Here is a 22,648-nt window from a genome sequence, read left to right on the forward strand (position 1 = left end):
TCGGTTGGGGTTCAGTGATGCGGTTGCGTGTGGGTTCTGGGCATTGGGTGGCGGTGTCGCGAATCGCTCTGGTGGGATTGATCGGCAGTGCGGCTGCCGCATGCAGCACCGATAGCGCGCGGTTTGCGGAGAATCCGTTCTCCAACCCCTTCGCCGCCAGCGAGCGGATGGAGACGACTGCCTCGACCGCGTCACAGCCCCAGAGTCAGCCGTCCTATTCCGCGGCTCCGATGGCGACGCCTTCGGTCCATGCGCAGGCCCTGCCGCCCGTGCAGTCCCAGCCCCTGTCGCAGCCGACCCGCATCGCTTCCGCTCCGGCCCCGATTCAGCCCCGCCCCGTGCCGGTGGCTCAGACCGCTCCGGCCCAGCCCAAGTTCCGCCTCGTCGACACCTCGAAGGTGCCGGCCGCCACGACCCCCGTCGCAGCCGCCGAGCCGGTAAAGCGCGTCCGTCCCGGCATGACCTCGACGGCCCAGGCGCCCGCTCCCGCGAAATCCGCGCCGATGCAGGTCGCCTCCGCCACGAACGAGCCGCTCGTGTCCGCTCCCAAGCCCCTCGTGTCGGCCCCGAAGCCGGTCGTCGAGCAGCCCAAGGTGGCCGCACTCACCCAGCCTGAGCCGATGAAGCCGGCCGTGGCGGTGCAGCCGACCGCTCCGCAGCCCGAGGCCAAAGCGCCCGCGCCGGAGCCTGAGGCGACTGCCAGCGTGTCCGGCGACTTCCGCTGGCCTGCCCGTGGCCGCGTCATCGCCGGCTTCGGCGCCAATGGCGGCAATGAGGGCATCAACATCGCCGTTCCCGAGGGCACGCCGGTCAAGGCCACAGAGGCCGGCACGGTGACCTACGCGGGCAGCGAGGTGAAGGGCTACGGCAACCTCGTCCTTATCCGGCACGAGAACGGCTACGTCTCGGCCTATGCCCATAACGGCGCGCTCAGCGTCAAGCGCGGTGAGCAGGTGAAGCGCGGCCAGGTAATCGCGACCTCCGGCCAGTCCGGCAACGTGACCTCGCCGCAACTCCACTTCGAGATCCGCAAGGGTGCGCAGCCCGTCGACCCGATGAAGTATCTCGGCGGCTAAACCTGAAGCAGTTTCGGTCGGCGCCCGACCTTTGGAGCTGACCCAATGAGGGGACGGTGGAGCTCAGCCACCGTCCCTTTGTCGTTTTCGGCTTTATGGCCGCATGGCTGCAACACGAGCGGCCGCGGCAGCTCCGGTGTCGTCCCCGGCGGTCCGCGGATGACAAGCGAGCGACACTCCCTCTCCCGTGCGGGAGAGGGTTGGGGTGAGGGCAGGCCGATGGTCGGTGGAGCGCTGCGGTCGACGCCTTCGATGGCAGAGGCGGGGGATGCCCTGTCCTGAAACCGCACGCCTTCACCCATGCCCCTGTCTCGCCTCGGAGAGAAGAGACCCGCGTGTCATCCCCGGCGGCCGCAGGCCGGGAAGGGGATCCATCCGCGCCCTCAGCGGTTTGATGGATTCCCTTCCCTTCCGCTGGCTGCGCCATCTCCGGCCGGGAATGACACTGTCCTTCATAACACCCACTCACGTCATGGCCGGCCTTGTGCCGGCCATCCCGATGCGGACAAGCGCGGCGCCTCTAACAATCGGGATCACCGGCACGAGGCCGGTGATGACGTGAGAGGGTCAACGGGAGGCAAGCGGATGCGAGAGCAACGTTATGTTCTCACTTTGTTCTTGACAGAGATGGCAACCTCGGCTATACACTTGCGCAAGATCTGCTCCTGCACGAGGGGCGCGCTCGCGAGGCGTCGCAGTGTGGGAGCAGGCACGGTCCCGTGACAGGTCTCGCACCCCTGTCGACGGGAGGCCCAGGCTGTGTGCTGCTGAATAGGGATTGGTCCCAGGCCGCCGCTGACGTTGCGGTTCCCGCCTCGGGCAGTCACCGAACCGGCACCGCCTGTCCGCCTAAAAAAGCCGTGCGCGAAGCGGCCTCCCGGCTCTTCCATCAAACGCATGCATCCTCGAGCCGGGCTGCCGATCGCGCCACCCTCGATCTCACCACAGGCTCGGAGCCCAAAGCTCCGGGCCCACAGGTGCTGGCTGTTTGACATCGCCTGAACAATACCTCTCCGCGTCAGGGCCATACCCGCGACGTCATGGCCGGACTGGGTCCGGCCACCCACGTCTTAGGACCCTCTGCGCCGTCAAGACGTGGCTCCCCGGGACGAGCTCGGGGATGACGGTAAGGCGCCTGGAATCGCCGCAGTGGAGATCCGGCATTGTTCAACGAGTGAAGCGCCACAAGCTCTCTCCCCCTTGTGGGGGAGAGGGGGTGTGAGCGATAGCCGATCAAGCTCCGGCGTCAGCACCCCCCTCCCTGGCCCTCCCCCACAAGGAGAGAGGGGAACAGCGCGTTATCCTGCACCCGATTCCGGATCGTCACTTACGCTGCGTCCGGAATGACAGTGAGAGCATGATCCCGGCTGCGACCGTTCAGATCGCCTTGCCCAGGCGGCCGGCCAGATCCTGGATGAATTGCCAGGCCGTGCGGCCGGAGCGGGCGCCGCGGGTCGTCGCCCATTCGAGCGCCTCGGCGCGGATTGCGTCGCGGTCGGCCTCGAGGCCGAGATGGTCGACATAGGCGAAGACCATGTCGAGATACTCGTCCTGGCTGCATTTGTGGAAGCCGAGCCAGAGGCCGAAGCGGTCCGACAGGGAGACCTTCTCCTCCACCGCCTCGCCCGGATTGATGGCGGTCGAGCGCTCGTTCTCCATCATGTCGCGAGGCAGGAGGTGGCGGCGGTTCGACGTGGCATAGAAGATCACGTTGTCTGGCCGCCCCTCGATCCCGCCTTCGAGCACAGCCTTGAGGGATTTGTAGGAGGTGTCGTCCCCATCGAAGGACAGGTCGTCGCAGAAGACGACGAAGCGGTGCGGATCGGGGCGCAGGAGGCCCATGAGGTCGGGCAAGGTCTCGATGTCCTCGCGGTGGATCTCGATCAGCTTGAGCGGACGGGCGCCCGCAGCCCTGGTGTGGTTGATCTCCGCATGCACCGCCTTGACCAGGGAGGACTTGCCCATGCCGCGGGCGCCCCAGAGCAAGGCGTTGTTGGCCGGCAGGCCCTTGGCGAAGCGCTGGGTGTTCTCGGCGAGCAGGTCGCGGACCCGGTCGATTCCCCGCAGCAGGCTCATCTCGACCCGGTTCACCTTAGGCACGGGGGAAAGCCGGCGCCCGGCTGCCTGCCACACGAAGGCATCTGCCGCTGCGAAATCGGCCTGAGGCACGGAAGAGGGGGCGAGGCGCTCCAGCGCATCGGCGATGCGCGTCATAAGAGCCAGGGACTCGGGTGAATTCAGGTCTGCGGGCATCGTTGATCGGGCCATCCGGGTGAGGAAAGGGACTGCTTAGCGCGAAAAGCGTCAAAGGGTCCATGGACGGGCCCGCAACTTCATTGATTTCGTGGAGTCGATGAGTATAGTCCGCCACGCTTTGAATCCCGTCTGGCGCGGGTGGGCCCGAAATGCGCCCGCCACGCGCCTTTATCCATGGAGAGCCGCTTGTTCATCACACCTGCCTTCGCACAAGGGGCCCCCGCGGGGGGCGGAATGGAGATGATCCTTCAATTCGTCCCGTTCATCCTCATATTCGTCATCATGTGGTTCCTGATCATCCGGCCCCAGCAGCGCCGGGTGAAGACCCATCAGGAGATGATCAAGAACGTGCGCCGCGGCGACACGGTCGTCACCTCCGGCGGCATCATCGGCAAGGTGACGAAGGTGACCGAGGATTCTGCGGACATCGAGGTCGAGATCGCCGAAGGCGTGAAGGTGAAGGTGGCCCGGGCCATGATTTCCGACGTTCGTTCCAAGAGCGAGCCGGTCAAGGCCTGATTGATGAAGAGGCCGGCCCCCGCCTGCGGATGGGCCGGTTCGCCGCTTTAAAGCAAGCGGCCCGATGTGTGAGAAAGGTTGAGCCGACGATGCTACGCTTCTCGAGGTCGAAGATCATCGCCACCGTGGCGATCATTGTAATCGGCCTGCTTCTTGCGGTTCCGAGCACCATGAATCGCGAGCAGCGTCAGGCCTACCTGAACGCCATTCCGAGCTGGGTTCCGTCCTGGCTCGTTCCGTCCCGCGCCATCGTGCTCGGCCTCGACCTGCAGGGCGGCTCGCACGTCCTGCTCGAGGTCGACGGGCAGGACCTGATGCGCGCCCAGATCACGACCCTGCGCGACGACGTCCGCCGCATCCTGCGCGACACCCGCGTTTCGTCCCAGAACGGCATCCAGACCGTTCCGCGCGGCGTCCAGATCCGCGTGCCGGACGCTGCCGACCGCGACCGGCTGATGCCGCGCCTGCGGGAGCTGGTCCAGCCTATCGGCAACGCCGTCCTCGGCCAGGGCGGCAACAATGCCATCGAGATCAACACCACGCCGGACGGCGTGATCACGCTGACCTATACTGAAGCAGGCATCAACGAGCGCGTTCGCCGCGCCGTCGACCAGTCCATCGAAGTCATCCGCCGCCGCGTCGACGCCACCGGCACGACGGAGCCAAGCATCCAGCGCCAGGGCGCCGACCGCGTCCTCGTCCAGGTGCCCGGCCTGCAGGATCCGCAGCAGCTCAAGGCGCTTCTCGGCGAGACCGGCAACCTCGAGTTCCGCCTGCTGGCACAGCCCGGCGCCACGGATGTGGACATGCTTCCCATGGAGGACCAAGGCGGCCAGCGCGTGCCCGTGGAGCGCCGCGTGATCGCCGAGGGCGGCGATCTGACCGACGCCCAGCCCGCTTTCGACAGCCAGACTCACCAGCCCATCGTCAATTTCCGCTTCAACATCCGCGGCGCCCAGCGCTTCGGTCAGGCAACGACGGAAAATCTCGGGCGTAGTCTCGCCATCGTCCTCGATAACAAAGTGATCTCCGCGCCGACGATCCAGTCTCCCATCACCGGCGGCGCGGGCCAGATCTCCGGCAGCTTCACGGTCGAGCAGGTGAACAACCTGGCGGTTCTGCTCCGCTCCGGCGCGCTTCCCGCCAAGCTCACCATCGTCGAGGAGCGCACCGTCGGCCCGGGCCTCGGACGCGACTCCATCGAGGCCGGCAAGCTGGCCACCTACGTGGCCGGCATCTTCGTGATCATCTTCATGTTCGCCACCTATGGTCTCTTCGGCCTGTTCGCGAACATCGCGCTCCTCGTCCATGTGGGCCTGATCTTCGGCCTCATGTCGGTGCTTGAGGCCACGCTCACTCTGCCGGGCATCGCGGGCATCGTGCTCACCATCGGCACGGCGGTGGATTCGAACGTGCTGATCTACGAGCGTATCCGCGAGGAAGCGCATGCCGGTCGGTCGATCGTATCCGCGATCCAGGCCGGGTTCGACCGGGCCTTTGCGACCATCGTCGATTCGAACAGCACCATGGCCATCGCGGCGGTGATCCTGTTCTTCCTCGGCTCCGGCCCCGTGCGCGGCTTCGCCGTCGTGTTCATTCTCGGCATCCTGACGACGGTTCTCACCGCCGTGACCCTGACGCGCATGATGATTGCGCTCTGGTATCACTGGATGCGTCCCAAAGCTCTTCCGTTCTAAGGAGTGCGTATCGTGCGCCTCGTTCGCCTCTGGCCCGAAAACTCACACTTCGACTTCATGCGCTTTCGGCGCTTCTCGTTCCCGCTGTCGGCAGTCATCTCTGTGCTGACGGGGTTGATGCTCCTGATGGGCGGCCTCAATTTCGGCATCGATTTCCGGGGCGGCACGCTCATGGAGATCCAGGCCAAATCGGGCCAGGCCAATGTGGGCCAGATCCGTCAAACCGCCGAAGGCTTCGGCTTCGGCGACGTGGAGGTGCAGGAATTCGGCACCGCAGGCGAGGTCTCGCTGCGCTTTCCGATCCAGTCCGGCGGCGAGGCCGCGCAGACGGCCGTGGTGCAGAAGACACGCGATACCTTCGGCAACGACTATGAATTCCGCCGCGTGGAAACGGTGGGTCCGCGCGTCTCGGGCGAGCTTGTCCAGTCCGGCACCATCGGCGTCGTGCTCTCGGTCATCGCGGTGCTGTTCTATCTCTGGTTCCGCTTCGAGCGGGAACTGGCCATCGCCTCGATCATCGGCACCCTGCACGACATCGTTCTCACCATCGGCTTCTTCGTGATCACGCGGCACGAGTTCAACATGACCTCGATCGCGGCGATCCTGACCATCGTCGGCTATTCGCTCAACGAGACCGTCGTTGTGTTCGACCGAACCCGCGAGTTGATGCGGCGCTACAAGACGATGCCGGCCGAGGAGCTGTTGAACCTGTCGATCAACCACACCATGTCCCGTACGGTGATGACGGCGGCGACGACGGCGCTCTCGCTCCTGGCGCTGGTGCTGTTCGGCGGGCAGGCGATCCAGGGCTTCGCGCAGGTCATGCTCTACGGCGTCGTCATCTGCACGTATTCGGCCATCTGCATTTCGTCCCCCATGCTGATCTATATCGGCCTGCGCGGGTCTGAGACCGTCAAGGTGCCGGAGGGCAGGGCCGCCGCAGCGGAGTAGGGCCATGAGCGATGGTCGCCTCTACGATGGCTTCCTGCCCGGGCGCTATCCGTTCGATGCCTATGGCAATGGCGGGTTTCGCTTTGCCGACATGTCCCATCGCGGCTCCCTGCTGGCTCTCCCGTCGGGGATCAGGGCGTGGCCGGTGAACGCCGTCTCCGAACTCACGGACGAGGCCCTCGATCCGATTTTCGCCGAAGGTGATGCCATCGACCTTCTGCTCCTCGGCACAGGCGCTGACATCGCGGCCATTCCAGCCGCGTTCCGCACGCGCTTTCGCGAAGCGGGGATCGGCCTCGATGTGATGCAGACGGGAGCAGCCGCGCGCACCTACAACATCCTGCTCGCCGAGAACCGCAAGGTCGGTGCGGCTCTGATCGCCGTTCCCTGACATGGAACCCCAGGCCATCTCCAACTTCGCGCATTGCGAAGCCCTCGTGCGTGAGGCCGATCCGGATCGATACTGGGCAAGCCTCTTCGCGCCTGCAGACAAGCGTCCGTATCTTCACGCGCTTTATGCCTTCAACTTCGAAATCGCCCGCGTCCGCGAATCCGTGCGCGAGGCGCTTGTCGGCGAGATCCGTCTGCAATGGTGGCGCGATGCCTTGCAGGGCGAGGCGCGGGGCGACGTGCGGTCCAATCCGATCGCGGCAGCGCTCGACGACACCATCGTCCAGTTCCGCCTGCCGCGGCAGTCGCTTGTCGATCTGATCGACGCCCGGATCTTCGATCTCTACGACGATCCGATGCCGAACCTGAACGACCTGGAAGGCTATTGCGGCGAAACCGCGTCGAGCCTGATCCAGATCTCGAGCGTCATTCTCGCCAACGGCTCCAATCCCGGCACGGCAGATGCCGCCGGTCATGCGGGCGTGGCTTATGCGATCACGGGGCTGCTGCGCGCCTTCCCGCATCATGCGCGACAGGGGCAGGTCTACGTTCCCGCCGATATTCTGGCCCGTCATGGCGTCGTGCGCGAAGATATCGTCACCGGGCGCGGCGGGCCGGGCCTCAAAGGCGCCCTTGCCGATCTGCGTGCTGTCGCCCGTCGGCATCTGGAGCAGGTGCGCACGCTGCGGGCTACGATTCCCGATGCAGCGAAGCCGGCGTTCCGGCCGCTCGCGCTGATGGAGCCTTATCTCAAGGCCATGGAACGGCGGGACTACGACCCGTTCCACACGGTTGTCGACATCCCGCAATGGCGGCGGGTCGGGGCGCTCTGGCGCGGGCCGTTTTAGGAAGATTCATGCTCTCGGCGTCATCCCGGGGCCGCGTAAGCGGAGCCCGGGATCCATAACCGCTGACGGTACAGAAAAGCGCGCAACGCTGGTCATCTCTGTCTGAAACGTCGTGTTTATGGATCCCCGCCTGCGCGGGGACGACATGTCGAGGTTCTGGCGCTTATCCTAGCCCCGATCCCGGATCGCCTGCGGCGTCCGGGATGACAGCGGCTATTACTCCGCTGCTACCGGCAGCTTGCCGCCCGACAGCCACGCGGCCAGATCGGCCCGCGCCCGGTCGGTCAGCGCCTTCTTCCTGGCAACAGCCTTGGCAGGGCCGCGCAGGCGCTTGCCGTCTTCGGATTTCGGAGCGTAGTCCAGCGGCGGGAAGAGTCCGAAATTGACGTTCATGGGCTGGAAGGAGCGCGGTCCCTCGTCGATGGTCTCGATATGCCCACCCGTGATGTGGTTGACGAGCGCGCCGAGCGCCGTGGTGTGGGGCAGGGGCTGGATCGGATGGCCCAGGCGCTCGGCGGCGGCGAAGCGGCCGGTCATGAGGCCCACGGCCGCGCTCTCGACATAGCCCTCGCAGCCGGTGATCTGGCCGGCGAAGCGCAGGCGCGGCATCGCCTTCAGGCGAAGCGTCGGATCGAGGAGCTTGGGCGAGTTGAGATAGGTGTTGCGGTGAATGCCGCCGAGGCGCGCGAACTCGGCATTCTCGAGACCGGGGATCATGCGGAGAATCCCGGTCTGCGCCCCGTATTTCAGCTTCGTCTGGAAGCCGACCATGTTGAAAAGGGTGCCGAGCGCATTGTCCTGGCGCAGCTGGACGATGGCGTAGGGCTTTTTATCGGGATTGCGCGGATCGGTCAGGCCAACCGGCTTCATCGGTCCGTGGCGCAGGGTTTCGCGTCCGCGCTCGGCCATCACCTCGATCGGCAGGCAGCCGTCGAAATAGGGGGTGTTGGCCTCCCATTCCTTGAACTCGGTCTTGTCGCCGGCGATCAGCGCGTCGATGAAGGCTTCGTACTGCTCCCTGGTCATGGGGCAGTTGATGTAGTCCTTGCCCGTCCCGCCCGGTCCGACCTTGTCGTAGCGCGACTGGAACCAGGCGATGTCCATGTTGATGGACTCACGATAAACGATCGGCGCGATGGCATCGAAGAAGGCGAGCGACGTCTCGCCCGTGAGGTCGAGGATGGCCTGTGCCAGAGCCGGCGAGGTGAGGGGACCGGTGGCGACGATCACGGAGGACCATTTCTCCGGCGGCAGGCCGGCGATCTCGCCACGCTCGATGGTGACGAGCGGATGCGCTTCGAGCGCCGCCGTGACCGCATCGGAGAAGCCGTCGCGGTCGACTGCCAGCGCGCCGCCCGCCGGCACCTGATTGGCGTCGCCTTTTGCCATGATCAACGAGCCCAGCGTGCGCATCTCCTGATGCAGCAGGCCGACCGCGTTGGTTTCGGCATCATCCGACCGGAAAGAGTTGGAACAGACGAGCTCGGCAAGGCCTTGTGACTTGTGGGCGTCGGTGCCGCGAACCGGGCGCATCTCATGCAACACGACCGGAACCCCGGCCTGAGCGATCTGCCAGGCTGCTTCGGAGCCGGCGAGGCCGCCGCCGATGACATGGATGGGTTCGATTTTGCTCATGGTCATTCTCCCGAGCGGTTTTGTTGACTCCCTCGGGAGCCCTGGTCAAGCTGAGCCGCTCTATATTCGGAAAGGCTTTGAACGCCATGCAGTCCAGGCGCCCCGTCGTCCTTATTACAGGTGGAAGCCGCGGCATAGGGGCCGCGGTGGCACAACTCGCAGCGGCGCGCGGCTACGATGTCGCCATCACCTACAGGTCGGAGCGCGAGGCCGCAGAAAGAGTCCTGGAGCGATGCCGCGCCGCCGGCGCCAACGCCTTTGCATGCCAGGGCGATGTGGCGGAGGAGGCCGAGGTGGTGCGCCTGTTCGACGAGGCGGAGGCCGCGTTGGGCCCTCTTTCGCATGTGGTCAACAATGCGGGTGTCACGGGCAAGTCCGGCAGGCTGGCGGAAGCCTCCGTCGAGACGATCCGCACGTGCATCGATATCAATGTTCTTGGCGCCCTGTGGGTGGCGCGGGAGGCCGCTCGGCGGCTACCGGGAAGTCCTGGCAACAGCGCGCGGAGTATCGTCAACATCTCATCCGTGGCCGCCTCCCTCGGCAGCCCCAACGAATATGTCTGGTATGCCGCTTCGAAGGGAGCCGTCGACTCGCTGACGATCGGGCTGGCGAGGGAACTGGCCCCGCACGGGATCCGCGTCAACGCCGTCTCGCCGGGCATGACGAAGACGGATATTCACGAGCGCAGCACCCAGGATGCCGGACGCATGGAGCGGCTGCGACCCCATATTCCTCTCAACCGGATCGGAGAGCCTGAGGAGATCGCCGAGGCTGTGCTGTTCCTGATGTCGGACGCGGCTTCCTATATCACCGGCGCTAATATCTCGGTCTCGGGTGGCCGCTGAGGTTTCGCACGACGACCCTCCGGACAAGCGAACGCCCGCCTGCGAGGGGCGGGCGAGGGCCTTTTGCTGCAATGCAGCGAATTTTTATGCGAAAGCGTTCTGACGGGCGACGTTCTCAATCTGGAACCGAGAGATGCCGAGATCGTCGAGCTCGCGGTCGGAGAGCAGGGAAAGCTCACGGACGGTTTCGCGATAACGCATGTAAGAGCGAACTTTAGAGAGGATGTAGGAAACGAACATTAGGAACTCCTGTTTAGTTGCCGGCCCGTTTTGACCGGTGCCTTTGTTCTTGCGTTTGCAGTGCGGTATATACGTCTGTGCGATGCCGAAGAGGAGTGGTAATAGTGTAGGTCTGTTATGCTTTGGTAGCATGACGTCCTAATGCCACGTTAACCGTGTTGCGGGTCGGGCATGGCTTGTCGCACCCCGAACGCAAAACGGCCCCGGTTGCGGGGCCGCCTCGCCGATCGGGGATAAGGCCGGGCTAAAGCACGAAGAAGTCGTTCTTCGTCAGTGTCAGGCCGGAACTCAGCTGCGCGAACTTGACGGCGGCAATCCCGCCGGCCCCATCGGCGTCGTAGAGCAGGGCGCCGCTCTTCCTGTCGTAGATGATGTGGTCGGAGGAATCCCTCGCCTTGGTGCCCGTGGTGAAGGCGCTACCCGAGAGCCAGCCATCCCGCCCGACCCGGGTAAACACCGCATTGTCGAGCATGATCGTATCGTCGACCGGGCGGAAATCCACGATCCGGTCGATATTGGTCAGGGAGGGGCGCGCGTCGAAAACGAAGTAATCCTGGCCGCTGCCTCCGGTCAGGTGGTCATTCTCTGCACCACCGCTCAGATAATCGCTGCCTGACCCACCATTCAGGGTGTCTCGGCCCGTGCCGCCATAAAGATCGTCGTCTCCGCGCAGGCCGTAAAGCCTGTCATTCCCGGCGTCTCCCCTGACGATGTCGTCGCCATCATAGGCGTAGACCACGTCGTTGCCAAAGCCGGCGCGGATGATGTCGTCGTAATCATTGCCATGGAAGGTGTCATGGCCTCTGTTCAGGGTCACATACCAGGCATAGCCCTGCATCTCGTCCACATTGGTGTGGAGATCGAGGCCCTTGATGGTGAGAACGGTCGCGCCGTTGTTCTCGTAGAACAGATCGTCGATGATGACGGTGTAATCATCAGACCAGTAACTGGCCGTGAAGTAATCCACCAGAGGACTGCCGAAGATCTCGTACTCGGCGGTTTCTCCATCGTCGAAGACGAGGTCGGTGGTGACGTGAGGGTTGGCTCCGATGAAAGCCCAGCCTGAGCTGCTGGTGCTGGACATGTTGAAGCCCACGCCCGCTGCATTGAACGCCTCGAAAACTGCCATGACTGCGCCGATCCCCAATAAAGACGGTAGCGCTAAGCTAGAACGATGAATGTGAACTTAATCTGTATGCGGCGCATGATAGATGTTCAGGTGCATGGTAAAGACTCGGTTGAAAAACCCCGCTTCGGCTCAATTCTACATCGAGAATCTTGAACAAACGTTCATCTTCGAAATCTGAGGCGCTTATAGAATCCGTTACTTAAAGTTATTTGGAACAGTCCGCATGGGTCCGCGTTCACTCCCCACCTTTACTGTGATGGAGATGGATTCGTGAAGACAGTTGCTCTTGGAGCTGCGCTTCTCTTGTTGAGCAGCGCGGCCTATGCCCAGACATCGACCCAGACCAATTCCGGTGCGACAACCCAGTCGCAGTCGTCCTCGGATTCGAACAGGCTGCTGCGCACTCAGTCAGGCGCTGGCAGCCAGACCGACACCACCGGCTCTACGCAACGCGAGTCCTCCGGTACGCAAACCAATGTGCGCACCCGCCAGGAGAGCGGTACACGCATCGGCGTGGGTATCGAGACTCGCGAGCGTTCCGGTGTGTCGCTCCGCTCGCGCACGGTTCGTGAGGTCAATGAGCCAAGCGTGTCCGTCACGCGCCGTCGGAGCGTCACGACCTATGAGGAGCCCGATACCGAGATCCACCGCACGGTCGTGAAAAAGAAGCCCACCAAGAAGGTTGCGGTGAAAAAGACCAAGCGCACCAACAAGGTCGTGTCGAAGAAGCGTCGCTATCAGGTGGTCGAGCAGCCGGTGGAAGTGCGCCGTCGGACCGTGCGCCGCTACGAGGAGGTCAATGAGCCGAGCGTGTCGGTGAGAAGCCGCACGACGATACGCCGGACGCAGGACACCTCGCCGAGCGTCGGCGTGTCGGTGGAGCAGCGCCGTTTGAACAACGTCAATATCTCAACGAGCCCGTCTCGCTCGTCGTCACCAGAGACGACAGGCACGGTCTCGACCCGCAGCCGTACGGACGTGAATGGAGGCACCTCGAATTCCGGAAGCAACCCGACCAATAAGCGCTTGCCGCAGCAGGGCGGTTCCTCCGAGGGCGGCAGCAACGGCATGAACTAGTAAAGTCGAGCCAGTCGTGGCGAGGGAGAGGCCGGGCCGCCGACCTCTTCGCTCTCTGCCAGGTTCACCGTCGCAATTCACCAAAGGAGTATGGACGATGAAAAAGATCTTAGTCGCGATCAGTGTCGCCCTCCTCGCCGCCTCGTCGTTCGGCGGTGAGGTGGAGGCCCGTCCCGGTAAGGGAAAGGGCCATGCCTATGGACATTACAAAAACCATAATGCCCAGCGCTACGTCGTCCAACGACGGGGCAACAACAATGCGGCGATTGCGGCCGGCGTAACGGGTGCCATCATTGGCGGTGCGCTCGCCGCATCCGCACGGCCGGCTTATCGAACTTACGATCGGCCTTACTATCGGACATATGAGGCGCCCAGGCGTAGCTACTACCAGGACGAATATTACGATTACGGTTATTGACCTTTGCAAGGGCGCCTAAGGCGCCCTTTCTCATCAGCGGCCCATGTTCCCGACAGAAATCACTGCTCGAAAGGGGCCGTACTCCGTCTGCTTTCGCAGATCGAGCCTTACACGTCCGCTTACCTGCGTTCCGTAAGAGGCCTGAGACCGGGTTCGGGATGAGCCTGCGAGCGCGTCGGCGCGCACCCGGCCGCTGATCCGCACGCAGGTATCGGAAGCCTGAAGCATGGCGAAGCCTGGCGGACACGAGCCGGCCTGTGCCTGGGCTGTCGCCGCGAGGCCGGAGAGAACGAGGGCGAGAGCAAAGCACCGCTTCATGACGAGCTTGAGTTTAGCTGCTCCGATGCGTCACTGGCAAGATAACGGCCTCTGGCACGGGCAAGCGCTACCCGAGCCGGCGCCTTGGTTTTTGTCGACTGCCCCGATCCGCCGCATGGCGGAGTTCTGGACATCGGGAAAAGGATAGGGGATAGCCTGGGTATCATTTCCGTAACGGTATGATCGTAGATTGCCTGCGGTCATCCGCTTCGAATCCACATCACCTGCCTCGATGGTCCTCGATCCTGTCACCCTCACGGTCACCTTCGTCCTTCTGTCGGCGGTGCTCGGCACATTGCTCCTGTTCTCCTAGGCATTGAACCGGAATGTGACGGCCCTTGCCTGGTGGGGCGGCGCGTTCTGGCTCATCGCCGTCGGGATCGGATCTGCAAATCTGGGGCGCGGTCAGCCGGTATATGCAGTTCTGCTCGGAGCGAATGCTCTGGCTTTGCTAAGCTATGGCGCGCTCTACACCGGCTGCAGGGTCTTCAATGGCCGCTCAGCGCCCATGCGGGTCACTCTCACCGGGGTGGCGGTCTGGCTCGCGGCTTTTCCGTTCATCGCTTCCTCGCAGGGCTACAGGCTGATCCTGGCCTCGCTGGTCGCCTGCGCCTATTCTCTTCTTTCCGCTTGGGAATTGGGAAGGCATGCCAAGTGACCGCTGGCCTCACCGCGTGTGGCGGTCGTGCTCCTGCTGGGGCTTGCAGCCTTCAATCTGTCGCGCGCTGGGCTTGGGGTCACCTTGACCTCCATTTCCTGGATCGACGCTTTCGCCAGCCGTTGGTCTCCCGCCATGGCGCTCCTCCTGGTGGTCTTCGGACCCACCCTGGCCTTCATGCTGCTGTCGATGGCCAAGGAGAGCATCGAGTTCGAATACAAGCAGGCTGCTTTCATCGATCCTCTGACCGGTGCTCCGAACCGGCGCGCGTTCATGCGGAACGCTTCTCGGCTCCTTACCGGGCTCGAGGGCAGGCCGGCGAGCTGCCTCCTGTTCGACCTCGATAATTTCAAGTCGATCAACGACTGCCATGGGCACGATGCCGGTGACCGCGTTCTCACGATCTTCGGAGAAGTGCTGGCAAGCCATCTGCCGGAGCGGAGTTTCGGCCGGCTGGGCGGCGAAGAATTCGGAGCGATCCTTCCGCTCGATTCCCGTGCTGCCGCCAGTCTGGCCGAACGAATCCGCCATGCTTTCGCCGTAGCCGGAAATGAAAGTCTCGGCGGAACTGCTAAGGCGACCGTCAGCGTGGGCTGCGCCACCGGTGCCGGTCTCGATGCGAATGCCATGCTCCAGCGCGCCGACGCGGCGCTTTATCGGGCCAAGCGCGGAGGGCGCAACACGGTCATCGCGGCCTGACGGCTTCCCTGACGAAATCGGCATCGGAACTGGTATGAGCGCGCCTCTAGCCGACGAAAGCCGAGTCTTCTCCGAAAGCGGTATCCACTTTCCCGTCTGTCGCGCTAGATTTCAACAACTCAAGGTAAGGAAACTGCCGGGTGCCAAGAATAAACTTTTGCATTCCTCAGCGTTAATTTCTCGTAAGGCAGAATGTGCAATGGTTCCTAGAGTATGGCAGCCGCGTCCGGGGGGGTCAGGCGTGACAGACGAAGAGATTGAAGTTGTCGCTGAAGAACTGGCGAAGGCCGGAGGCGTTTCATGGTATCCGGGACGGACGCGTGGCGCCCTCTTGCGGCCCGTAAGCGAGCGCTACCGAGACCGGGCAAGGCTCGCGATCGCCGCCCTCGACCGCCTGAGGGCGGTCAACGGCCCGTCCGACCTGCAGGAACCGGCCTTGGAGGCCCTATCGGCGTCGAAAGAGCAGTCTGCGGAGCACCCGGAAGACATTCGGCCGGGCGCAACCGTGGTATACCGCCCGCCGGGCGACCAGCGGGCCATCACCTGCCGCGTCGAGCGCGTCGAGGAGGGGCGCGCCTATCTGGTGCCCGCTCCGCGGGCAGATGTTGGCTGGGTGTCCCTGGACAACCTTATGCCATTCAAGACCGAGACGCAGGCGAAAGACGAGAAGTGACCGGATCCGCGGGATCTTCACTTTCGCTCCAAAAAGCGTTAGCAGATTCCGTCCCGTCGGAGTGGGTGGTCAATCCCGAAATGCGTTGCTTCTTCCACCTTGTGAACGATCACGAAGAGATCGTGGACAATACAGGAATCGAAGTCCACGATTTGGAGAGCGCCAAAGATCAGGCCCAGCTCGCCATCACCGAGTTGCGGCATGAGATCGGTGCGGATATCGACAATTGGTCCGGTTGGCGGCTCGATATCGTCTGCTCCCAAGGGACGCTCCTGCACTCCATGTCGCTGAACAACACCGTGCACTGAGCATCTGTCTACTGGTGCCAATACTGTTGGCCGAGTCATCGTGCATGGAATCAGCGCTTCGACGAGCTGATCTTTTCGAGCTTCCGATCTTAACGCTATAGCATTAAGTGGACGAATCCTATGCTATATGAGTTTATGTTGTAGCGTAGTATAAAATGAATTGTTGGCGTTTACTGCGATATTAATCAGGGGTTGTGGAACTTATTTCCTGTAAACTGAGTCTTTTCACGCGAGAGCCCGTCCGGGTTAACTCCAAAGGAGTAAGTCATGGATTCGCGTGGACGTTCGGTGAACCTGGGCCGTCAGGCCTTTCTCTATGGTGCGGCTGTTCTTCTGGTGTCGGGTTTGATGAGTGAGCCGGCATCGGCTCGAGACCGCGGTGGGCGGTCGGACGGAGCTGGGGCCGGTCTCGGTGCCAGCATCGGTGGCGATAACGGGATTTCGGCCGGCGTCGGACTGGGGCTTGGCGGTGACAGCGGTCTATCGGCCGGCCTCGGTGCGAGCGTTGGCGGCGCGGGCGGAACCAATGCAGGCCTCGGTGCCAATGTCGGCGGATCGAATGGCATCTCTGCAGGCGCCGGGGCGAATGTCGGAGGTTCAAGCGGTGTTAGCGCGGGTGTTGCAGCGAACGTCGGCGGCTCCTCTGGCATCAACGCTGGCGGGGGCGCCAGCATAGGGGGCTCGAACGGCGTGAATGCCGGGCTCGGGGCAAGCGTCGGAGGCTCGAACGGCGTAACGACCGGGCTGGGTACCAGCATCGGAGGGTCCGGTGGCGTGACTGCCGGTGTCGGTGCAGGGATCGGCGGCTCGAACGGCGTCGATCTGGGTATCGGGGTCGGGATCGGAGGCAGCGGAACCTCCGGAGGCGGATCGGTCGGTGGCGGAACTGGAGGGACAGGCGGCATCGGCAGCACTGGCGGCCTCAGCAATCCCCGCTCCCCTGTAACGGGAGGTGTGCGTAATCCGCCGACCACAGGCACCGTCAATCCGGGTCAGCCCGGACAGAACGACCGCCTCAGGGCAGAGCTGCGCAACATGTCAGAGGACGAGCGTCTTAAGCTGCGGCGCAGCTGCGCCATGGTCTCGGCCTCTCCGGACGGCTTCGATTCAGATATGCAAGCGCTCTGCCGACTGATGAGCCGGATATCCTCTCGTTAAACGAGCAGTGTTTTCAGCAGGGGTGCGACGGCCATGTCGCGCCCTTTGCTTGACCGATGTAGGACAAACCGAAAACTTATCGCCAGGCCGTCACCACAAGCGCGCTCATTCGGTTCTCGACCGGTCCGGCGCCGAAACGTGCTGCGAGAGCATCCGCGACTTGGGCCGTAACGTCATCGAGGCGATCCGGACCGCGAGCCTCGATCTCTGCGCGAAGCGGCGAGCCCTGGCAGAGTCCCATCGCCGGTTCTCGCGCCGAAGGAGAGGTGCTGACCTTCTCAACGACGTCGATCTCCACATTCTCGAAGCCCGCCTGCTCGACCTCGCCTCGGATCCGATCCGGGTCGAAATAGCCGAAGGGGACGCGCTCGACGAACTTGGGCGGATCGTTCGGGAACGCCTTGCCTGCAGCCTCGGAAACGATGCAACTGACCTCGTTGCGGTCGAGGGAGTCCCAGACGTTGAAGAGGAAACGGCATCCGGGCTTCAGCACTCGCAGCGCTTCACGATAGCCGGCCTGCTTGTCGGGAAAGAACATGACGCCGAACTGGCACACGACCGCATCGAAGGAGGCATCGTCGAAGGGAAGGGCCTGGGCGTCGGCCTGCTGCCATCGCACGTTGGGGGCCTGGAGCTTTCCCGACGCAAGATCCAGCATGGCCTGGTTCAGATCGGTGGCAACGATCTCCACCTCTCGCGGCAGGGCCTTCGCCAGGGCGCGGGTCACGATGCCCGTTCCCGCGGCCGTCTCGAGTACGCGGCCCTGCGTCAAGTCATTCAGCCGCGAGGCCATGACCTCGGCATAGGGCTGGAAGAGCAGGGAACCGAGATATTGCTCGTAGAGAGCCGGAATCGAGCCCGCAAAGGCAGCATCGGTGGCGCTCATCGTCTCCTCCACCGTGAAAGAATGGGATGATCGCGCCGATGGGTCAGGCGAGCAAGAGGGTCACAGCGCCTCTTTGGCGGTAGGCAATAGTCTAGATCTATCTTGAACCGCCACCCGCTGCCGCTTCGATAAGAGGCGACGCGGCTATTCCGCCGCCTGCCGCGTGACCTTCTTGTCCTTTCTCGGTGCTTCTTTCTTCGCCGGCGCCTTCTTGGCGGCGCCCTTCGGAGCCGCCTCCTTCTTCAACGGCCGGCGTGCCAGCACTTCCTTCATGAAACGCCCGGTATGGCTGGCCTTGGACTCGGCGATCTCCTCGGGCGTGCCGTGGGCGACGATCTCGCCGCCGCCGCTGCCGCCCTCGGGACCCATGTCGATCACCCAGTCGGCGGTCTTGATGACCTCGAGGTTGTGCTCGATCACCACGACCGTGTTGCCCTGGTCGACGAGCTCGTGCAGCACTTCCAGGAGCTTCGCCACATCGTGGAAGTGCAGGCCGGTGGTGGGCTCGTCGAGGATGTAGAGCGTGCGGCCGGTGGCGCGCTTGGAGAGTTCCTTCGAGAGCTTCACGCGCTGCGCCTCGCCGCCGGAGAGGGTGGTGGCCTGCTGGCCCACATGCACGTAGTCGAGGCCGACGCGGGCGAGCGTCTGCATCTTCTCGCGGATCGACGGCACCGCCTTGAACAGCTCGCGGGCCTCCTCCACCGTCATGTCGAGCACGTCGGCGATCGATCTCTCACGGTACTTCACCTCCAGCGTCTCGCGGTCGTAGCGCTTGCCCTTGCACACGTCGCAGGTGACGTAGACGTCGGGCAGGAAGTGCATCTCGATCTTGATCACGCCATCGCCGGAGCAGGCCTCGCAGCGGCCGCCCTTCACGTTGAAGGAGAAGCGGCCGGCCTGGTAGCCGCGCGCCTTCGCCTCGGGGAGGCCTGCGAACCATTCGCGGATCGGCGTGAAGGCGCCGACGTAAGTTGCCGGGTTCGAGCGCGGTGTGCGGCCGATGGGCGACTGGTCGATGTCGATGACCTTGTCGAGATGCTCAAGGCCCTCGATGCGCTCATGCGGCGCCGGATGCTCCAGCGCGTTGTTGAGCTTGCGCGCCACGGCCTTGTAGAGCGTATCGATGACGAGCGTGGACTTGCCGCCGCCGGACACGCCGGTGATGCAGGTGAAGGTGCCGAGCGGGATCTCCGCCGTCACGTCCTTCAGGTTGTTGCCCTTCGCGCCCACGACCTTCAGCATGCGCTTCGGATCGCGCTTGCGGCGCTTCGGGGGAACCTTTACCGACATCTCGCCGGTGAGGTACTTGCCGGTCAGGGATTTCGGGCTCGCCAAGATCTCGTCGGGCGTTCCTTCCGCCACGATCCGGCCGCCATGGATGCCGGCGCCGGGGCCGATGTCGAACACGTAATCGGCCTGAAGGATCGCGTCCTCATCGTGCTCCACCACGATCACCGTGTTGCCGAGGTCGCGCAGACGCTTCAGGGTTCCGAGCAGGCGTTCGTTGTCGCGCTGGTGCAGGCCGATCGAGGGTTCGTCGAGCACGTAGAGCACCCCGGTCAGTCCGGAGCCGATCTGGGATGCCAGCCTGATGCGCTGGCTCTCGCCGCCCGAGAGGGTGCCGGAGGCACGGGCGAGCGTCAGATATTCCAGGCCCACATCGACCAGGAAGGTCAGGCGCTCGCGAATCTCCTTGAGAATCCGACCGGCAATCTCGTTCTGTTTCTTGGTGAGCTTCTTGGACAGGACGCCGAACCACTCGTCGGCATCCTTCACGGAGAGCGCCGTCGCGTCGCCGATATCGGAGCCGGCGATCTTCACGGCGAGCGCTTCCGGCTTCAGGCGCTTGCCGCCGCAGGATTCGCAGGGCGTCTCGCTCATGAAGCGGCCGATCTCCTCGCGGGCCCAGTCGCTCTCGGTCTCCTTGTAGCGGCGCTCCAGATTGGGGATCACGCCCTCGAAGGGCTTGCGCACCTCGTAGGCGCGCATGCCGTCGTCATAGGCCATGCGGATCGACTCGCCGTCCGAGCCATAGAGGATTGCATTGCGCACGCTATCCGAGAGTTCGGTCCAGGGCTTCGTCATGGAGGCCTTATAGTGCCTGGTGATCGCTTCCAGCGTCTGGCCGTAATAGGGCGAGGTGGACTTGGCCCAAGGCATGATGGCGCCGCGCTTCAGCGACAGCGTCTCGTCGACGACGAGAGCCTCGTCGATGCGCATCTCGTGGCCGATGCCGCCGCAGGTGGGGCAGGCGCCGAACGGGTTGTTGAACGAGAACAGGCGCGGCTCGATCTCGGGGATCGTGAAGCCCGAAACGGGGCAGGCGAACTTGGACGAGAAGACGATGCGCTTCGGCCTGCCCTTGTCGTCCTTCTCGTCTGCATACTCGACGACGGCGATGCCGTCGGTGAGCTCGAGCGCGGTCTCGAAGGATTCGGACAGGCGCGCAGCGATGTCGGCGCGCACCACGATGCGGTCCACCACCACGTCGATGTCGTGCTTGAACTTCTTGTCGAGGGCAGGGGCCTCGTCGATGGCGTAGTATTCGCCATCGATCTTCAGGCGCTGAAAACCCTTCTTCTGGAACTCGGCGATTTCCTTGCGGTACTCGCCCTTGCGGCCGCGCACGACAGGGGCCAGCAGGTAGAGACGGGTCTTCTCCGGCAGGTCGAGCACCCGGTCGACCATCTGGCTGACCGTCTGGCTCTCGATGGGCAGGCCCGTGGCGGGGGAATAGGGGATGCCGACCCGCGCCCAGAGCAGGCGCATGTAGTCGTAGATCTCGGTGACGGTGCCCACCGTCGAGCGCGGGTTCTTGGAGGTGGTCTTCTGCTCGATGGAGATGGCCGGCGAGAGGCCGTCGATCTGGTCGACATCCGGCTTCTGCATCATCTCCAGGAACTGTCGGGCATAGGCCGAGAGAGACTCGACGTAGCGGCGCTGGCCCTCGGCATAGATGGTATCGAAGGCCAGCGACGACTTGCCGGAACCGGACAGGCCGGTGAACACCACGAGCTGATCCCGCGGCACCATGAGGTCGACGTTCTTCAGGTTGTGCTCCCGCGCCCCGCGCACGGAGATCACACGCGCATTCGGATCGCCCGCCTTGGCGCGGTTGAACAGGTCGTCGAGTTTAGCCATCGCCAGCTTAAGCCTTCGAAAGGGGGAGATTCTGCCTCGTCAGGCGGAAACCGCATATATGTGAGCAGACGCCTGGTGACACAACCCGGAGGTCCGACTCAAGTTGGTCTCATCCTAGAACAAAGAGAGTACGCGAAGCAAGGTGACAGAGAGGGAGAATAAGCCTAGCAATATGAAATCGTAACTTTATCCGAGCGAGGCTCGCATGCCCTTCGTCCGGCTTGCCGCCCTTTGTCTTGCCCTCTCACTGACCGGTTGCGTCGCTACGACCGAACGGGTGACGCTCGTTCCTGACGCACGGCAGGAGATCGTGCCTTCGAAGGGGCACGACTGGCTGGCCTCGCGTCAAAAAGTCACCCAGGTTGGCCTCATGCATCCGGTTGGGTTCGCCAAAACGGGAACATGGGTGCCCTTCGCCCTTGAAATGCGAAACCGCGGTCGCACCCCGATCGAATTCCGGATGCAGGACGCCGATGTGCTCTACATGGGCAAGGGTGGCGACCTCATTCTGCCCGTCAAGACGATCGAGCAGATCGAACAGGAAGAGCGAAGGCGGCATGCCATGGAAGAGCTTGTCGTCGGCAGTCTCGCTTCTGCCGATGTTTCCCTGGCCATGCAGATGCGGGCAGGGGTCGGGCAGGCACGTCGGGAGCGGCGAGAAACCATGGAGGCGCTCGAGCGGGAGCACCTTCAAAACCTCGAGGCCTTCCGCCAATATGCTTTGAAGGACCATACCCTTCAGCCTGGAGCCCTTTCTCAGGCCTTGCTTCTCGTGGAGTTGCCCGAGGCCCATGAGGGAGACAAGCACTACGCCGTCCGGATCAAGCTCGGCGACGAGCTGCACGAGTTTAAGGTGGTTCAGTCCACACCGAAATCATGAGGCTATGAGGCCTTGGGCTCATAGGGCACGAAGCCCTATTATTGGGGACAGGCCTGTGCAGAACCTCCTGCCCGTCTTGCCCCCGGGGCGCCGGGGCCCCAAAACAGCCTCACATAGGCAAGGAGAGCGCCCCAATGGCTGGCAGCGTGAACAAGGTGATATTGGTCGGCAATCTGGGGCGGGACCCTGAGGTGCGCCGGCTGTCGAACGGGGAGCCGGTGGTGAACCTGCGCATTGCCACGTCCGAGACCTGGAAGGACAAGGGCACGGGCGAGCGCAAGGAGAAGACTGAGTGGCACTCGGTGGTGATCTTCAACGAGAACCTCGGGCGTGTGGCGGAGCAGTATCTGAAGAAGGGCTCGAAGGTGTACATCGAGGGCCAGCTGCAGACGCGCAAGTGGCAGGACCAGAGCGGGGTCGAGAAGTATTCGACCGAGGTGGTGCTGCAGCGTTTCCGCGGCGAGCTGACGATCCTGGACAGCCGCGGCGGCGGTGGCGGCGCGTCGGAGTACGGCGACGAGGAGCAAGGCCAGATCGCCCGCGGCGGCGATTTCGGACGCTCCCCCTCCCAGGACCGCCGTCCGGCGCCGTCCTCCGGTGGCGGCAATAGCGCGGGTGGAAATAGCGGAGGAGGCTCCCGCTACAGCGATATCGACGACGATATCCCGTTTTAAAAGCTGCGATTTCCAGATCTCGACAAGGCCGCCGGAACCGGCGGCCTTTTTTGTTGGCTTCACCACGCCATCATTCTGTCAGAACCGGAGGCCAGATCGCGACAGGACAAAATCACGAGAGGATGATCGGTCTATGGCGAGGCCAAGGTCATACAGCCTCCTGGGGCAATGC

Annotated in this window: 24 protein-coding genes; 17 read left to right on the plus strand and 7 right to left on the minus strand. The window is 63.6% G+C overall.

The genetic code is table 11. The features are described from left to right. The first annotated feature begins 17 nt into the window (after positions 1–17). Positions 18–1,076, plus strand: coding sequence for a M23 family metallopeptidase (locus tag BB934_RS23745; RefSeq protein WP_099511896.1), 1,059 nt, complete (start codon positions 18–20; stop codon positions 1,074–1,076). A 1,377-nt stretch (positions 1,077–2,453) separates the two neighbouring features. Here the strand turns inward: BB934_RS23745 and BB934_RS23755 are convergent. Beyond that, a complete protein-coding gene (locus BB934_RS23755) occupies positions 2,454–3,344 on the minus strand; it encodes an ATP-binding protein (RefSeq protein ID WP_099511898.1) in 891 nt (296 codons plus the stop codon). 228 nt (positions 3,345–3,572) lie between these two features. On the opposite strand from BB934_RS23755, the gene yajC reads away from it, so the two are divergent. From yajC to BB934_RS23780, 5 genes are all read left to right on the plus strand, one after another. Beyond that, on the plus strand, positions 3,573–3,851 hold the full coding sequence (gene yajC, locus BB934_RS23760; protein WP_173909488.1) for a preprotein translocase subunit YajC: 279 nt from the start codon (positions 3,573–3,575) through the stop codon (positions 3,849–3,851). Between the two features lie 89 nt (positions 3,852–3,940). Continuing rightward, positions 3,941–5,548: a protein translocase subunit SecD gene (gene secD / locus BB934_RS23765; protein WP_099511900.1), complete on the plus strand. Its 1,608-nt coding sequence runs from the start codon at positions 3,941–3,943 to the stop codon at positions 5,546–5,548. A gap of 12 nt (positions 5,549–5,560) precedes the next feature. Beyond that, on the plus strand, positions 5,561–6,499 hold the full coding sequence (gene secF, locus BB934_RS23770) for a protein translocase subunit SecF (protein ID WP_099513183.1): 939 nt from the start codon (positions 5,561–5,563) through the stop codon (positions 6,497–6,499). Between the two features lie 4 nt (positions 6,500–6,503). Next, a complete protein-coding gene (locus tag BB934_RS23775) occupies positions 6,504–6,890 on the plus strand; it encodes an Mth938-like domain-containing protein (protein WP_099511901.1) in 387 nt (128 codons plus the stop codon). 1 nt (position 6,891) lies between these two features. Beyond that, complete coding sequence (locus BB934_RS23780) at positions 6,892–7,737, plus strand: phytoene/squalene synthase family protein (protein ID WP_099511902.1); 846 nt, start codon at positions 6,892–6,894, stop codon at positions 7,735–7,737. Between the two features lie 216 nt (positions 7,738–7,953). On the opposite strand, the gene trmFO is transcribed toward BB934_RS23780, so the two are convergent. Then, the gene (trmFO, locus tag BB934_RS23785; protein WP_099511903.1) at positions 7,954–9,372 is read right to left on the minus strand and encodes a methylenetetrahydrofolate--tRNA-(uracil(54)-C(5))-methyltransferase (FADH(2)-oxidizing) TrmFO; all 1,419 of its coding nucleotides are present in this window, start codon (positions 9,370–9,372) and stop codon (positions 7,954–7,956) included. 146 nt (positions 9,373–9,518) lie between these two features. Between trmFO and BB934_RS23790 the strand changes: the two genes are divergently transcribed. Then, a complete protein-coding gene (locus BB934_RS23790; RefSeq protein WP_335645589.1) occupies positions 9,519–10,217 on the plus strand; it encodes an SDR family oxidoreductase in 699 nt (232 codons plus the stop codon). Between the two features lie 84 nt (positions 10,218–10,301). Here BB934_RS23790 and BB934_RS23795 read toward each other — a convergent pair whose 3' ends face one another. Continuing rightward, entirely contained in the window at positions 10,302–10,457 is a 156-nt protein-coding gene (locus BB934_RS23795; protein ID WP_099511904.1) for a DUF1127 domain-containing protein, read from the minus strand. Between the two features lie 244 nt (positions 10,458–10,701). Next, positions 10,702–11,586 carry a calcium-binding protein gene (locus BB934_RS23800; protein WP_099511905.1) on the minus strand — a complete coding sequence of 295 codons (885 nt, stop codon included), beginning with the start codon at positions 11,584–11,586 and terminating at the stop codon, positions 10,702–10,704. A 270-nt stretch (positions 11,587–11,856) separates the two neighbouring features. Between BB934_RS23800 and BB934_RS23805 the strand changes: the two genes are divergently transcribed. Next, positions 11,857–12,663, plus strand: coding sequence for a hypothetical protein (locus BB934_RS23805; protein WP_099511906.1), 807 nt, complete (start codon positions 11,857–11,859; stop codon positions 12,661–12,663). Between the two features lie 97 nt (positions 12,664–12,760). After that, positions 12,761–13,081, plus strand: coding sequence for a hypothetical protein (locus BB934_RS23810; RefSeq protein ID WP_099511907.1), 321 nt, complete (start codon positions 12,761–12,763; stop codon positions 13,079–13,081). A 33-nt stretch (positions 13,082–13,114) separates the two neighbouring features. Here BB934_RS23810 and BB934_RS23815 read toward each other — a convergent pair whose 3' ends face one another. After that, positions 13,115–13,399 (minus strand): porin, encoded by a 285-nt coding sequence (locus BB934_RS23815; protein ID WP_099511908.1) that lies wholly within the window; start codon positions 13,397–13,399, stop codon positions 13,115–13,117. A gap of 190 nt (positions 13,400–13,589) precedes the next feature. Here BB934_RS23815 and BB934_RS50260 point away from each other — a divergent pair, with 190 nt between their 5' ends. The 6 genes from BB934_RS50260 (at position 13,590) to BB934_RS23840 (ending at position 16,895) form a co-directional block, all read left to right on the plus strand. Continuing rightward, the gene (locus BB934_RS50260) at positions 13,590–13,712 is read left to right on the plus strand and encodes a hypothetical protein (protein WP_257792364.1); all 123 of its coding nucleotides are present in this window, start codon (positions 13,590–13,592) and stop codon (positions 13,710–13,712) included. A gap of 15 nt (positions 13,713–13,727) precedes the next feature. Beyond that, positions 13,728–14,057, plus strand: a complete 330-nt coding sequence (locus tag BB934_RS23820; protein WP_099511909.1) for a hypothetical protein — start codon at positions 13,728–13,730, stop codon at positions 14,055–14,057. 27 nt (positions 14,058–14,084) lie between these two features. Then, positions 14,085–14,756, plus strand: a complete 672-nt coding sequence (locus BB934_RS23825) for a GGDEF domain-containing protein (RefSeq protein WP_157934291.1) — start codon at positions 14,085–14,087, stop codon at positions 14,754–14,756. 241 nt (positions 14,757–14,997) lie between these two features. Beyond that, the gene (locus tag BB934_RS23830; protein ID WP_173909489.1) at positions 14,998–15,429 is read left to right on the plus strand and encodes a hypothetical protein; all 432 of its coding nucleotides are present in this window, start codon (positions 14,998–15,000) and stop codon (positions 15,427–15,429) included. Positions 15,430–15,494: 65 nt separating this feature from the next. Further along, the gene (locus tag BB934_RS23835) at positions 15,495–15,737 is read left to right on the plus strand and encodes a DUF6894 family protein (protein ID WP_237050071.1); all 243 of its coding nucleotides are present in this window, start codon (positions 15,495–15,497) and stop codon (positions 15,735–15,737) included. Positions 15,738–16,004: 267 nt separating this feature from the next. After that, a complete protein-coding gene (locus BB934_RS23840) occupies positions 16,005–16,895 on the plus strand; it encodes a hypothetical protein (RefSeq protein ID WP_099511913.1) in 891 nt (296 codons plus the stop codon). 76 nt (positions 16,896–16,971) lie between these two features. Here the strand turns inward: BB934_RS23840 and BB934_RS23845 are convergent, their stop codons facing one another. Next, positions 16,972–17,781 carry a class I SAM-dependent methyltransferase gene (locus tag BB934_RS23845; protein WP_099511914.1) on the minus strand — a complete coding sequence of 270 codons (810 nt, stop codon included), beginning with the start codon at positions 17,779–17,781 and terminating at the stop codon, positions 16,972–16,974. A 144-nt stretch (positions 17,782–17,925) separates the two neighbouring features. Next, entirely contained in the window at positions 17,926–20,922 is a 2,997-nt protein-coding gene (gene uvrA, locus BB934_RS23850) for an excinuclease ABC subunit UvrA (protein WP_099511915.1), read from the minus strand. Between the two features lie 205 nt (positions 20,923–21,127). Here uvrA and BB934_RS23855 point away from each other — a divergent pair, with 205 nt between their 5' ends. Both BB934_RS23855 and BB934_RS23860 read left to right on the plus strand, forming a co-directional pair. After that, positions 21,128–21,802 carry a hypothetical protein gene (locus BB934_RS23855; RefSeq protein ID WP_099511916.1) on the plus strand — a complete coding sequence of 225 codons (675 nt, stop codon included), beginning with the start codon at positions 21,128–21,130 and terminating at the stop codon, positions 21,800–21,802. A gap of 134 nt (positions 21,803–21,936) precedes the next feature. Next, complete coding sequence (locus BB934_RS23860) at positions 21,937–22,476, plus strand: single-stranded DNA-binding protein (RefSeq protein WP_099511917.1); 540 nt, start codon at positions 21,937–21,939, stop codon at positions 22,474–22,476. The last annotated feature ends 172 nt before the right edge of the window (positions 22,477–22,648 follow it).

Source organism: Microvirga ossetica (assembly GCF_002741015.1).
In the GTDB taxonomy this organism is placed as follows: Bacteria; Pseudomonadota; Alphaproteobacteria; order Rhizobiales; family Beijerinckiaceae; genus Microvirga; species Microvirga ossetica.